The sequence below is a fragment of the Inquilinus ginsengisoli genome, assembly GCF_031453975.1.
GTDB lineage: Bacteria > Pseudomonadota > Alphaproteobacteria > DSM-16000 > Inquilinaceae > Inquilinus > Inquilinus ginsengisoli_A.
Genome location: NZ_JAVDPW010000004.1, coordinates 602,444 through 615,156, shown reverse-complemented (window position 1 = coordinate 615,156; position 12,713 = coordinate 602,444). Strand labels below are relative to the sequence as shown.

The window sequence follows — 12,713 nt, the reverse complement described above, 5'->3', positions numbered from 1 at the left end:
CGAAGCCATGCGGGCAGTGATATGCCGGGCGCCCGGGGAATTGGCGCTCGAAGAGCGGCCGGAGCCCGAGCGGGGCGAGGGCGAGGTGCTGGTCCGGGTGCGCCGCATGGGGATCTGCGGCACGGACTTCCACATCTACGAGGGCAGCCACCCGTACCTCCAGTACCCCCGGATCATGGGACACGAGCTGTCCGGCGAGGTGCTGGAGGCACCCGGAGGCAGCCCGCTGGCGCCGGGCGACACCGTTATCGTCAATCCGTATGTCTCCTGCGGCACCTGCATCGCCTGCCGCGCTGGTAAGCCCAATTGCTGCGTCCAGATCGCGGTGCTCGGCGTGCATCGCGACGGCGGCATGTGCGAGACGATCGCCGTGCCGGAGCGCAACCTGTACCCGGCGGGCAGCCTCACGCTCGATCAGGCGGCGTGCATCGAGTTCCTGGCGATCGGTGCGCACGCGGTCGCCCGTTCCGGTCTTGGGGGTGGCGCCCGCACTCTGGTGATCGGCGCGGGGCCGATCGGGCTCGGCACGGCGCTGTTCGCCGGTCTGGCGGGGGGTGATGTCTCGATCATGGACCGCGAGGCCGACCGGCTCGCCTTCGCGCTGAAGAGCCGGATCGCGGCACGGGGCATCGGCGTCGGCGACGGGTCGGCGGAGCTGCTCCGCCAGGCGACCGAGGGCGACGGCTTCGACGTGGTCTTCGATGCGACCGGAAGCCGGGCCTCGATGGAGAGCGCCTTCGGCCATGTCGCCCATGGCGGCACGCTCGTGCTGGTCAGCGTGGTGGCCGAGACCATCGCCTTCTCGGACCCCGAGTTCCACAAACGGGAAATGACGGTCCTCGGCAGCCGAAATGCCCTGCGGGCGGATTTCGAGCGAGTCGTCGCCGCGATCGAAACCGGTCGCGTCCCGCTGGACCATCTCCTCACCCACCGGACCAGCCTTGCCGGAGCGCTCGCCGATCTCCCGCGCTGGGCCGGCCAGAAGAGCGGGCTCGTCAAGGCCCTGGTCGAGATCGGGTGATCTGCGCGAGGCGACCACCGTCGAAACGCACCAGCCCGGCATTCTCGCACCGGTCACGACCGAAACGTGCCGTTCAAAGTGTAGACGAAGCAAGGATCGGTGGCGGTGTCGTGCGCCAGCACGCAGAAGGGTGCGTCGCCATACAGCCAGCGCGCCTGCTCGGCGGCGTCGCAGCCGGTGCCCTCCGGCACCAGCGGTGCACCGATCAGCCGGGCATGGCTGCCGGCCAGGAGGCGGAGGAAGTCGGGATCGAGGGCTAAGCTCACGGGACCTGCTCCGGGACACGGGTCGGGGCGGTGTCGTCACAGGTTGTCGGCACGGGGGTTGATGCCGAGGATGTGCCCGGGATCGACCGGTACCGTGACCAGGGTGGAGCCCACGGCGCCGCGGTGATGGGCATCGAGGATGTCGTCCAGATTGGCGAGGTCGGGACGAAGCGAGGCCGAACGCCAGCCGCAGGCGCCGGCCATGGCGGCAAAATCCATCCGGGCCAGGCGGATGTGGCGGTGCGACGGCGGCGCGTCCGGGATGATCGTGTGCAGGCCCTGCTCGACGATGCCGTAGCTGGCATTGTCGAGCAGGAACAGCAGGATCCCGAGATCGCGGGCTTCCGCCAGATATCCCGCGAACAACCGGAAGCAGCCGTCGCCGGTGAAACCGACGACATGGCTCTCGGGCGCGGCGAGCTTGGCGCCGATGGCCAGGCCGAGCACGTTGCCCATGGCCGAGCCGCGATAGAGGGAAAAGAAGCGCGCATGCGGATGGGGGCGCTGGACGACGTATTGGCGGTCCTTGTAGGCCAGGCACACGTCGTCGAAGCCGATGGTGTTCGGCCGCCAGCGCGCATCCAGTGCCCGGAACAGCGAGGCCATGTCGGCATGGCCGGGTCTCGGGCCCCCGGGCCGGCGCGTGTTCAGGTCATCCGGCGCCGGCCCGGCCCGAAGGGTCTCCGGCGGCTGCCATTCGAGCCGGCCGAGCAGGGACCGGAGCGCCGCGTCCAGGGGGGCGACGAGCTGCCGACAGGCGCCGCCGGCGCGGTGCCCGAACCCGCCCTCGACCTGGCCGTAGCCGTCCGGGAGGCCGGTGAGGACGAAGGTGTCGCCGGCCGCATAGGGGGCCAGGTTGACCGTGTACTCGTCCGGGCAGGCCCCGAGCACCAGCAGGACGTCGTCCGCGCCGATGTCCTGCCAGAGTCGGATGGCCGCGTCGTTCCCGCCGAAGGAGATGTAGCCGTAGCCGCGACGATTGCCGCGCTCGACCCCGTTGGCGCCGTTGATGCTCCAGACGATGGGGGCTCCCAGGGCCTCGCACAGGCGAGAGGTCAGCTGCGGCGCGTCCGGGTAGCGGGCCAGCTCCTCGCCGGCGAGGATGACGACGCGCCGGCCGCGGATGCGCCGGCAGAACGCATCCGCGAACGCATCCGCTTCGGCCGATGCGAGCGCCGGATCCGGCTGCGGGGGCGCGCGATGCGGGGCCGCCGCCATCCTGGTCTTGAGCGCCCCATGGTCCAGGACGAGGACGACCGGCTTGCAGCGCTTCAGCTGGGCATGGGCCTGCTGAAGCTGCCTTTCCATGGTCGCGGCGTCGTCCAGCACGAAGACGCCATCCGGCAGCTCCGCGCGCAGCTGCGCCAGCATGTGGCTGCCGTGGCGGCTGGTGTCCTGCAGCGGGCACTGCCCTTCGGTCGAGTCCGGCGAGACCGGGACGATGTAGACCGCCGGGATGTCGTGCAGCTTGGCGTCGCTGAGCCCGCAGCCCAGCAGCTTGGTCGCGGCGCCCGTCGTCGCGATGCAGGCGCCGATGCGGCCGGACGCCAGATAGCTGCCGAGCGGCACGAAGCCGGAGGCATATTCGCCGAGCGACAGGAAGCGCATCCCGGCGGGCTCGTTGTGGTCGGCCGTATCCTCGCCTGCGTGAAGCGGGGGGAGCTTCTCAAGGAAGCGGATCGCGCCGCCGCCGGTGACGCCGGCACAGACCTCGATGCCCCAGGACTCTAGCGTTGCCACCAGGGACTCGTAGCCGGTTACGGTTTCCGTCAGATGAATATCCATGCGAACGCCTCGTATTCACGGAATTGTGATGCGACGAATAAGGGCCTCTGTTCAGGCCGGCAGCGCCGATTCCGTCGTGTTCTGCAAGACCAGGGAGCGCAGCTTGCTGTCGCTGCACACCGGCTCTTCCGACGCCGTCAGCTCCCGATAGATCGATTCGATGAGGCCGGGCGTCGGCGACAGGCCGAACGCCTCGATCTTCGCCTTGAGCGCATGCCGGCCGGAGTGGCGGCTGATCACCATCCGGCGCTCGGCGCCGAACATGTCCGGCTCCAGGAACTCATAGGTCTGGGGGTTCCGGATGATGGCGGCCTGATGAATTCCCGCGGCGGTGGCGAAAGCGTTCTCGCCGATGATGGCTTTGCCGCGCCCCATCGGCAGGTCGAGGCTCTCGATCAGAAGCCGGCAGGCGGCATAGAGCCGGCGGGCGTCGATGGTCGTCGATCGGTTGAAATGCGTCGGATGGGCCGTCAAGGCGGCGACGACCTCTTCCAGGGCGCAATTCCCGGCGCGCTCGCCGATGCCGCAGAGGGTCACCTGGATCTCGTCGATCCCCGCTTCGATGGCCGCGAGGGTGTTGGCGACGGCCAGGCCGAGATCGTCATGGGCATGCATGGCCAGCCTGACCTCCGGCGGCACATGCGCCCGCACGGTGTCGATCAGGGCCGGCACCCGGCCGGGCAGGAGGCAGCCGACGGTGTCGGGAATCAGGATCATCGTCGCGCCGGCCTGGGTGGCGACCTCGCACATCGAGCCGAGAAAGCCCGGATCCGCCCGGGTCGCATCCTCGGGGGCGACGCAGATGTCGTCGAAGCCGATTCGCCGGGCGAACTGTACGGCGCTCGCGATCTCATCGAGCGCCTGCTGGTACGTGATCTGGCGCTTGTGGAGGAGGTGTATCTCGGACGCGACGCCGAGGATTTCGATCTGCGCCGCCTTTGCATTCTCCAGGGCCTTGGCCGCACGCTCGATATCGGAATGGCTGGCGCGGGCGAAGGCGCAAATCTTCGTCTGCTGCACTTCATCCGCGACGGCGCGCACGGCGGCGAAGTCATGGTCCGAAGCCGCCGGGAAGCCTGCCTCGATCGTGTTCACCCCCAGCGCTTCCAGTTCGTGCGCGATGCGCAGCTTCTGCTGTAGCGACATGGCGTTTCCGGGAGCCTGCTCGCCGTCGCGCAAGCTCGTATCAAAGATCGTCAACGGCCTGTGAATTGAAGCTGTCGCCATGATCGGGTCCCCATTCAGGTCGTGATCTATTTTTCCAGTGGTTTCCGGGTCTGATTCATAGAACGCATATTTCTTCAATCGATTCATGTTAGGTCTAAAATACATAGTGGAATTATAGATAAATTCCTGATTGTCATAAGAAACATTCTATAGTTATTGGAAATTGATCCGTGTGAGCAGAGTTATCCGTTTTTCTTGTCTGGTATTATTTAAGTGATCGGAGTTTTAAGAGTAAAAATAATACTTATCTCAAAAAGTGCATCCAATTTTATCATAATAAGATAAAAGAGAAGGCGGGATTTGGAGTTTTATCGAAATCAATGCTATTATCATCGCAACTGTTTCCTGCCTATTATTGCGGCAGTCACGCCAAGGGAATTAAAAGTAAATTTGGGCGAGATTGCCGATGCCTCGTCCAGGTGGCCGTGGCTGTCATCGCCGGGCCGGGAAACCTCATCGTGAATGACCGATGCCGGGCGATCCCGCACGGGCGGCGTAAACGCCCGGATCTGCGGTGGCGCGATGCCCAAGATTGCGCCTTTCTCCCGCGCGCCATCCACCTTCCTCGGGCAGGCGCCATGGTCTCTGCGCTCCTCCCGAGTGCCAGGCGGGTTGAGCGGGATCTCTTGCCGCGTCCTGACGAATCCGCAGCGACGATGCCGGCAAGCATTCCGATGCACGGAGTATGAGACAATCTGCAGAATTTCGGACGTCGTCCCCTTTGCCCCCGCAGGTTCTGAATGAACAGAATTGTCCTTCAGCCTTTCTGGATCGCGGGAAGATCATGGAAAAAGAATGCGAGAACATTCTGGATCGGCCGAGTGAGGCGATCGCAGGCGACAATGTCGTTCGCTTCCCGCGCTTGAGTGCGATGTCGACTGTGGCGCTTCAGCAGCAGGAAGATTTCAGGCCGCACACCCGATCCGACTTCGGGCTGAGTGGCCAGGCCAGCCTCGCATTCTATCATCCTGACGGCACGATGAAGTCGGAGCTGTGGTTCAACGGAGATAAAGCCCACAGGGTCGATGGTCCCGCATATGTCCGCTATCGCCGGGACGGCAGCCGCCAGGAGCACTGGTATCGGGACCACCAGCGGCACCGTACCAATGGCCCTGCCGTTGTCGAGTGGGCAAGGGACGGCAGCATCCGGCAGGCCAGGTGGTGGATCGGCGGGACGGACATCACCACGGTGGCGGAGTTGTTCCTGGCCGAGACCGATGCCCATTGGCCGCTGGATGCTGCGGACGAGATCGCCCTCATTCGCCGATCGCTCGGCGAGCGGCAGGATGCCGACCAGGATGGCCTCCCGCCTGATCGGGTCATGAGCTGGGGGCCGATTCTGACGGCGTTATGCTTGGCCAGCTTCTTCTGGCTGCCGCTGTTCGTGACGGTTGCCCTGCTCTGGGCTTAGGCGGGACCGAATGCGTCGGGATGAGGCCGAACGGTTTCAATCGAGCCTGCCGCGCCGCCGTCGCGAACAGCGTGATCCCTCGACAGGAGACCATCGTTCCCTATAGCGGCCGTCACCCGTTGGCGGAGACCATCTCGTCGAGCTGATCCGGTGAGCTTGTCGCTCGCGGAGCTGGGCGACGACGCCGGAACACAGCGGATCGAGGCGCCCCGTCGATGCCTAGCGTTCGCTTCCTTTCGCGGCTTTCGCGCGCCCGGACCGCGGCGCCTGGCCGAAGTGTTTCTTGTAGAGCCTGTAGAACGTCGACGGATTGCCGAAGCCATGTTCGAGGAGGATCGTCGCCACCTTCTTCGTGCCGGATTCGAGGTCGCGACGGGCTGCCTCCAGCCGCAGGCCGGTGATGGTTTCGCGCAGGGAGATGCCCATGCGCTCGAAGAGGGCGTACAGCTTGCGGACCGAGATGTCGAAATGCTGCGCGATGAAGTGCGGTGAGAGCTCTCGGCTGCGCAGCTGCTCGTTGATGTACAGCTTGATCTGCTCATAGAACTGGCTGTCGCTGTCGTGCTGCATCGGCAGAGCCGTCCGAAGCAGGTATTCGCGGATGATTTCGATCAGATGATCGAAGGATGGAGGCTGCGAGATGCCGGCGAGATCTGGGCCGTGGCCGTTGATCGTCAGATCGTTGTGAAACCTGATATAGGTCGTGATGGCTTCGCTATTGACCATCGCGCTGGCTTCGATCTGAGGAAAGAGGGTCGAGGTGCCCTGGGCGATATGGAGCCAATCCACCAGGCAGCGCTGCTCGGAATCTCTCTCCAGGATCAGATCGAACTCGCAGCTGCCGTCGATGACGACGGCGGTGCCCGGCTTCAACCGGATGCTCTGTTCTTGGATGAGGAGCGCGCAATTGCTCTCGGCAGTGATGATGAGACAGTGGGGCGGCGCCGGGCGCGATCCGTTGCGGCGTCGGAGAATGCCGGGTGTGCACTGCAGCCGGAGCGAGCGGTAGTCGTCATCGACGATGCCGAGCTTGGCCGTCATCTTGAATGGCGCATCGGTCGTCGGCACGAAATCCGCATGCAGCAGGGGCTTGCAGAACTGCGACCGGAAGTAGTCGACCCCACCTTCGTACAGCATCGAACCGGATGTGGTGACGCGTCCGCCGCCGCGATCAGGCATGAGCATCTTCTTTCGTCACCAGGATGGCGGGAGAGCCGAGGGCGCCCGCATGGCAAGTGTCACCCCCGGTGGTCGCGACAGTTCAGGGCGGCGGAAGAGGAGAAGGAAGGGCCGAGACCAGCGCCACCATCCGTATACTGGGGTTGCTTGCGGCCTTCGCGGGCCTCGGGGTCGCGTCTCGCGCAGATGTATTGCCATATTATGCAGGGCATTGCCGTCTCGTGCAGAGCAGGGAGGGACCTGCATCGGAGGATCTGCATCCACGCCCTTTGGGCGGCCCATCCGGTGGTCCGTGGCCCGGAGGCACCTCGCTCCGTCCCGCTCCCGCGGCGATGCGAGTCGCTCATCCTTTGGCATGAGATTCGGCATGGCCGGAGCCGCGGGGTCGTGTGTTTTGTGTCGCGAGAGGACGTCTCTTCGGCCCCCTGGGGGTCAGGCACGGTTCCGCGGTCGTCCGTTCCGCAAAGCCAAGGCAGGCGAACTCATAAAGGCTTAGCGCTCGACGTGATGGAAGCGCTGTAGCGCTCTACGCTATACATTTGTGCTCTTTCATCGCCTAAAATATCGGCATTAATTCTCGCAAATGCCTGTCGAAAAATAGTTTGTGATTTAAATGAACTCCGATTAGTTATTCACCCGGTTGGGGGATAGAGTGGGGTTGTGAGGCAGCTGTTTGGTGGCAGGAAAGTAACTCCGGGGCGACAGCGGCAACTCAGGGGGCAACGGCGTCCTTCTATGGAGTGCGGGCGACGACGAATGCATCGCCGGCCCGAGATCCAGCCACGCAATCCAGCCCATCTCTGGTTCGGGCACGCACTGCCGCCCGGCATGGGGACGGATGCATCTCGATCCTGAGGTCCAATCCCGGCACGGGGGCAGGGCGACCATACCCTCCCGCGAGCAACACCCCGCAATGTGAGAGATGCGAGATAGCTCTGTCCGTGGATCCATCCTCTGTGCCGGCGCGGATGAGCACTATCAGCGTCTGTGTCAGCCGCTCCTCGACTCCCGGCTCGAGTCCCTGTCGGGGGAATTTGCCCCCGCCATCCTTCGCTTCGTCTTTGCCGGCGCCAACCGGGCCATTCACATCCGCTCCGGGCCGAGCGCAATCCGCCGTCCGGCTGGTCTCTGTGCCCGCTATGGAGACCACTATCTCGTGCTCGTGGCTTGGAGCGCGGGACTTCTGGTCGCAGGCGAGCGGCAATGGGCCCTCACCGCCGGCACGGTCGTCGCCATCGACGGCAATCTCGGATTCGAGTTGCTGTTGGGCGAGGCGACGGAGGAGAGGCATGTCGTGGACTGGCTGCACATCGCGGCCCCGGGCCCATCACGGCTGCGCGGGGCGGCGGGCTGCGTTGTCCTCGGCAGCAGCATGCTGGCGCAGTACGTGTCCAATCACGCGAGGCTTGCCGTCAAGGGCCTGAGCCCGGATGACCCGCTCGCCGAGAGGATCCCGGTCTTCGACTACATCGGACGAGCGCTCGAGGATTACATTGCCCGGGAGGGTCTCGGCGGAAATGACAGGCTGGAGCTGTTCCGCAGGATACGGCCGTTCATAGCGGACAATGTGAAGCACCCGTCGCTGGGGGCGGATCTGATCGCCCGCCGGTTCGGGATTTCGAAGCGGAAGCTATACAGCGTCATCAGCAGCAACGGTGCCTCGCTGCACGAAATGATCATGACCGAACGGCTGGAGGCCGCACATCGGGCAATCGAGGCCGGAGGGGAGAAGGTCACCAGCGTGATCCTGGATCACGGCTTTTCCAACGCCTCGACCTTCTACCGCAACTACAAGCGGCAATTCGGCCGGACGCCGCGGTCGGGATAGCGGCAACGGGCGCTGTGATCTATCTCTCGCTGCGCCCGCTGGGCGTGGCGGTGCTGGCGCGGAGAAGAAGCCGGCTCGGCACGGTGGTCTTGGGGGCTGGCATAGCGGCGCCGCCGAGAAGATCAAGCATGATCCGCGCGGCCTGGGCGCCGAGGTCTTCCGCCGGCTGCTCCAGCGTGGTCAGGGGCGGAACGCAGAACGCTCCGACCGCGGCTCCGTCGAAGCCGATGATGGATACATCCTCCGGTACGGCCACGCCGTTCGATCGGACCGTCCCGATGAAGGAGATCGCGGCATCGTCCGCGCAGCAGACGGCTGCAGTCGGGCGGCGTGCCAGCGCCAGCGCCAGATAGGCGTGCGCGGCTTCGACGCCGTTCTGAAAGCCTTCGTTGAACCCGAGATGCCCGCCATGGCGAATGACGGCCCGGTCGGACAGTCCGACCACCGCCAGGGCGTCCAGGAGGCCGGAGAAGCGCTCGACCTCGTGGTAATTGCCCGACTCGCCAGCGATGTAGAAGAAGGATCGATGGTCGAGCGCGATCAGGTGGAGAACACCTTCGCGCATGGCTGCCCGATCATTGGTGACCACGCTCGGTATGCCGGCCGCGCTGCGGTCCGTGAGCAGCGAGACCACCGGGATGCCCGCGTCGGCGAGAGACCGGCTCCCATATGCCGGCAGGTCCGCGGCGCCCAGGACGACCACGCCGCGGACCGTCCCGCCGAAGGCCAGGTCGACAACATGCCTCGCGGCGGCCGGGGAGTTGCGATTGGAGAATATGAGGTCGAATCCGCCTTCCGCCACGGTCGAGGCAAGCCCCTGCAGCACCGCAGGGATGATCTGGGACGCGCCGAAGATCATGCTGGGCCCCGGCAGGGCAGCCAGGACAATGGTGGACCTGCCCACCCGCAGGTTTCGGGCGGCGGTGTTGGGGATGTAGCCCAGCTGCTCGGCCGCGGCTGCAATCCGACGGCGCGTTTCCTCGTTGACCCTGCCGGGATTGGCGAGGGCGCGGCTGACCGTCGATGTCGCGACGCCGGCCAGTTTTGCGACATCAGTCATGCGCGGACTGGAATGCCATGCCTTGTCCGCCGCCTGCGCATGCTTATCCATCCATGCTCACCCGGGCCTGATTGTCCTGTCTCTCGCAACAATGCGTCACCGATCCAGAACGACGCAATTCAGCAGAAATCCGCGATCAATATGTCCGAAGATTAAGCTTGCTACCCGATCGACGTCCGCTATTCTCTGGCAATCGATTGCCGCACGTGGGTGGTATCGTTCCCTCTGCCAGCCGCTGCAGGCCAACAGACGTCCGGGTGTGTAGGCGACAGTGCCGGCCTGGGCGCGCCCCTCTTCAACGACCCGGATGGAACAGACCGATGCGCCAGCCCGCATCCCCCATCGTCACCAAGCAAGACAGCTCCATCTCCGGCTCGATCTTCTATGCGGATGCGGGAGCCTTCGCCCAGCAGGTCTGCGAGCCCGTCCTGGGCGCTGGCTTCCAGCCGGACGGCAGGGGGTTCCATGCCGCGGCCCGGTTCAGTCTCATCGACTGCAGCGGCGCCGTGCACCTGCGGATCAGTCCAGGCGTGCTCACGCGCCCCGGCGGCCTGTCCGCGAGCATGGGAGGGCACTTCCTGGTCATCGTCCTCCATGGCCCCGCCATTCTGGCGACAGGAGAGGAGAAGCGGCTGCTGCCGCCGAAATCCGTCGTCGTCATCGACGGCGATCTCGCATTCAGCTTGGCATTGTCGCAGGAAGACGCCGGCGGGTGCGTGGTGGACTGGCTCCAGCTGGGCAAGACCAAGCCGCCAGCCTTGGCAAAGGCGCCGGGCTATGCCGTGATGACGAGCCTCCCGTTGGCGGAGTACATCGTCGGCCAGGCCAGGCTTGTCGAGCCGGCAGGGGGCGACATCGGGCCGTGCCAGCGCGATATCCCGATCTTCGACTACATCGCCGCCGCGATCCGGGACTATATGGCGCAGATCGAAACCGAGGGCCCCGCCGGTGACCGCGGGCTGTATCGGAGTATCAGGGCCTTCATCGTCCAGACCGTGAAGAATCCGTCGCTTGGCGCCGATATGCTCGCGCGCGAGTTCGGCATCTCGAAGCGCAAGCTCTACAGCATCTTCTACGACAATGCCGCCTCGCTGCATGAGACGATCATGACGGCACGGCTGGAGGCGGCGCGGCGGGAACTCGAGACCGGCAGACAGAAGGTGGCGAGCGTGATCGTCGACTACGGCTTCTCGAACTCGTCTACCTTCTATCGCAACTACAAGCGCCGCTTCGGCACCGTCCCCCGCTCGCGGTAGGGAAGGTCTCCAGGATCAACTGTCCGCCGCGGCGATGTGGCGTGGAAAGAGAAGGCCGGCCTCCGGCCGCGGGTGGGCCCCGTCGACTCGGGTGCCGGCCTCCTAGTGCCGCGTGACAGCGAACGCGGCGCTGCCAAGAATTCCAGAAACTTGGGGCCGATAGGAGTGCTGATAGCATTTCGCCTGTTGCCATTTCTGTTTTATCCCCGGCGTCGCCTGCTATTCCATGTCTCAAATCGTGCAGTTATGGCAAAATCTATTCATATAAAATTGTAGTATAATTGCTGATGGCGATGGCTCGGTCGCAGCCCTGCCGGCCGCCTGGTGTCCGCGGTCGAGCCACATGCCGCATCAGCCGCATTCGGCAAGGGCCGGACATCGGCCAAGGGCTTGCAGCCCCAGAAGGCGCGCGGAGTTGCGCTGGTCGCGAGGTGAATTGCTTGAATTGGGAAAAGAGCCGCACAGGGCGGGAGGCGGAATCTTGCCACATGACCCAGTATGTCAGGCATGAAATCCCATTCAGCGTTCCATTGCCAGGCCGTGCGGCGCGGCGTTTGGGAGAGGCGTAGCGCAATGTCGAAAAGCACGGGGCCGCGGGTTCTTCCGCCCTTCCGCCGGGCATTTGAGGAGAGAGGGAGGGCCCGCCGCGGCGAGGGCTTCGATCGACACCATCCGATGGTCGTGCCGGCGTCACCCCGAGGCATCGGCCTGCGTCCGATGTCCTGAAGTCCCGGGCAAAGCCCTGAAGGAGCGCCGTGCTCCCCAGGGCTGACGTCCCGTCCGCCGCACGTCATCCCTTGTCGCCACCCCTTAGGGAATGAGGAAGTCCCGATGCCCGAAATCAGCCCGCCGTTCGGCTACGGCGCCCTGAAGCTCCTGGATCGGTCCGACCATGTCCGCCTGCTCGGGCCGGGGCAATTGCCGCCCTTCGTGAGCCAGTCGCAGATCGTGCCGCTGGCCTATGACGAGATCGTGTCGGCCGCCTGGCACTATCCGATCGTCTTCGTGCACGATCCGGCGGCCGACCAGTACAATGTGGTCGCCGTGATGGGCCTGTCCCGGAACCGCAACAGCTTCGGCGGCGACGGCGGATGGGACCCGGCGGCGTACCCTCCCGCCTATGTCCGGCGCTATCCCTTCTGCATGGCGTCGGTGGTGCGGGACGACAAGCCGGACCCCGACCTGCTGGTCTGCGTTGACGCCGACCACGTCTCGGAAGGGCCGGCGGAGGGCGCGGTTCGGCTGTTCCTCGATGACGGCCAGCCGACGCCGCGCTGGACCGCGATCGAAGGCTTCCTCGCGGCCTATGAGGCGGATCTGGCTGCCGCCCGCGCCTTCACCGCGCGGCTGGTGGAGCTGGACCTGCTCGAGACCTTCACCGCCAATGTGACGCGGGCGGGGGCAGAGCCGTTCTCGCTGACCGGCATGTGGCGGGTGAACGAGACGCGGCTGGCGGAGCTCGACGCCGAGACGGTCCTGGCCCTGCACCGCAGCGGCCATCTCGCCCGTATCACCCTGCAGCTGTTCTCGCTGCAGCGGTTCCACAACCTGCTGCAGCGCGAGGGAGAGCCGGCGGTGTCGCCGCCGGTGCCCGCCGCCGATCTGGCCGAAGCGGTCGCCTGAGCGGCCGTCGAAGTCCACAGCAGGATTCCTGCGTTTCCATGAATTGCTCGGTTCTCG

The 12,713-nt window shown here is 65.3% G+C and carries 10 protein-coding genes; 5 read left to right on the top strand and 5 right to left on the bottom strand.

The features are described from left to right. Positions 1 to 7: 7 nt before the first annotated feature. Positions 8 to 1,021, top strand: coding sequence for a zinc-binding alcohol dehydrogenase family protein (locus tag E9232_RS14360; protein WP_309794836.1), 1,014 nt, complete (start codon positions 8 to 10; stop codon positions 1,019 to 1,021). Between the two features lie 53 nt (positions 1,022 to 1,074). Here the strand turns inward: E9232_RS14360 and E9232_RS14355 are convergent, their stop codons facing one another. From E9232_RS14355 to E9232_RS14345, 3 genes are read right to left on the bottom strand one after another with little or no spacing between them, the layout of a single operon-like run. Next, positions 1,075 to 1,287 (bottom strand): MEKHLA domain-containing protein, encoded by a 213-nt coding sequence (locus E9232_RS14355; RefSeq protein ID WP_309794835.1) that lies wholly within the window; start codon positions 1,285 to 1,287, stop codon positions 1,075 to 1,077. 36 nt (positions 1,288 to 1,323) lie between these two features. Further along, positions 1,324 to 3,072, bottom strand: a complete 1,749-nt coding sequence (locus tag E9232_RS14350; protein WP_309794834.1) for a thiamine pyrophosphate-dependent enzyme — start codon at positions 3,070 to 3,072, stop codon at positions 1,324 to 1,326. A gap of 51 nt (positions 3,073 to 3,123) precedes the next feature. After that, on the bottom strand, positions 3,124 to 4,386 hold the full coding sequence (locus tag E9232_RS14345; RefSeq protein WP_309794833.1) for a LeuA family protein: 1,263 nt from the start codon (positions 4,384 to 4,386) through the stop codon (positions 3,124 to 3,126). Between the two features lie 697 nt (positions 4,387 to 5,083). Between E9232_RS14345 and E9232_RS14340 the strand changes: the two genes are divergently transcribed. Continuing rightward, on the top strand, positions 5,084 to 5,710 hold the full coding sequence (locus E9232_RS14340; RefSeq protein ID WP_309794832.1) for a hypothetical protein: 627 nt from the start codon (positions 5,084 to 5,086) through the stop codon (positions 5,708 to 5,710). A 219-nt stretch (positions 5,711 to 5,929) separates the two neighbouring features. Here the strand turns inward: E9232_RS14340 and E9232_RS14335 are convergent, their stop codons facing one another. After that, a complete protein-coding gene (locus tag E9232_RS14335) occupies positions 5,930 to 6,889 on the bottom strand; it encodes a helix-turn-helix transcriptional regulator (protein ID WP_309794831.1) in 960 nt (319 codons plus the stop codon). 922 nt (positions 6,890 to 7,811) lie between these two features. On the opposite strand from E9232_RS14335, the gene E9232_RS14330 reads away from it, so the two are divergent. Then, a complete protein-coding gene (locus tag E9232_RS14330; RefSeq protein ID WP_309794830.1) occupies positions 7,812 to 8,717 on the top strand; it encodes a helix-turn-helix transcriptional regulator in 906 nt (301 codons plus the stop codon). A 19-nt stretch (positions 8,718 to 8,736) separates the two neighbouring features. Here E9232_RS14330 and E9232_RS14325 read toward each other — a convergent pair whose 3' ends face one another. Continuing rightward, entirely contained in the window at positions 8,737 to 9,828 is a 1,092-nt protein-coding gene (locus tag E9232_RS14325; RefSeq protein ID WP_309794829.1) for a LacI family DNA-binding transcriptional regulator, read from the bottom strand. Positions 9,829 to 10,097: 269 nt separating this feature from the next. Here E9232_RS14325 and E9232_RS14320 point away from each other — a divergent pair, with 269 nt between their 5' ends. Both E9232_RS14320 and E9232_RS14315 read left to right on the top strand, forming a co-directional pair. Then, the gene (locus tag E9232_RS14320; protein ID WP_309794828.1) at positions 10,098 to 11,033 is read left to right on the top strand and encodes a helix-turn-helix domain-containing protein; all 936 of its coding nucleotides are present in this window, start codon (positions 10,098 to 10,100) and stop codon (positions 11,031 to 11,033) included. An 831-nt stretch (positions 11,034 to 11,864) separates the two neighbouring features. Next, positions 11,865 to 12,656, top strand: coding sequence for a SapC family protein (locus E9232_RS14315; protein ID WP_309794827.1), 792 nt, complete (start codon positions 11,865 to 11,867; stop codon positions 12,654 to 12,656). Positions 12,657 to 12,713: the final 57 nt, after the last annotated feature.

Excerpts from the sequence above, each read along its gene's own strand:
- E9232_RS14360 (WP_309794836.1), top strand. The coding sequence starts at position 8 with ATGCGGGCAGTGATATGCCGGGCGCCCGGGGAATTGGCGCTCGAAGAG.
- E9232_RS14350 (WP_309794834.1), bottom strand. The coding sequence starts at position 3,072 with ATGGATATTCATCTGACGGAAACCGTAACCGGCTACGAGTCCCTGGTG.
- E9232_RS14345 (WP_309794833.1), bottom strand. The coding sequence starts at position 4,386 with ATGAATCGATTGAAGAAATATGCGTTCTATGAATCAGACCCGGAAACC.
- E9232_RS14340 (WP_309794832.1), top strand. The coding sequence starts at position 5,084 with ATGGAAAAAGAATGCGAGAACATTCTGGATCGGCCGAGTGAGGCGATC.
- E9232_RS14335 (WP_309794831.1), bottom strand. The coding sequence starts at position 6,889 with ATGCCTGATCGCGGCGGCGGACGCGTCACCACATCCGGTTCGATGCTG.
- E9232_RS14330 (WP_309794830.1), top strand. The coding sequence starts at position 7,812 with ATGCGAGATAGCTCTGTCCGTGGATCCATCCTCTGTGCCGGCGCGGAT.
- E9232_RS14325 (WP_309794829.1), bottom strand. The coding sequence starts at position 9,828 with ATGGATAAGCATGCGCAGGCGGCGGACAAGGCATGGCATTCCAGTCCG.
- E9232_RS14320 (WP_309794828.1), top strand. The coding sequence starts at position 10,098 with ATGCGCCAGCCCGCATCCCCCATCGTCACCAAGCAAGACAGCTCCATC.
- E9232_RS14315 (WP_309794827.1), top strand. The coding sequence starts at position 11,865 with ATGCCCGAAATCAGCCCGCCGTTCGGCTACGGCGCCCTGAAGCTCCTG.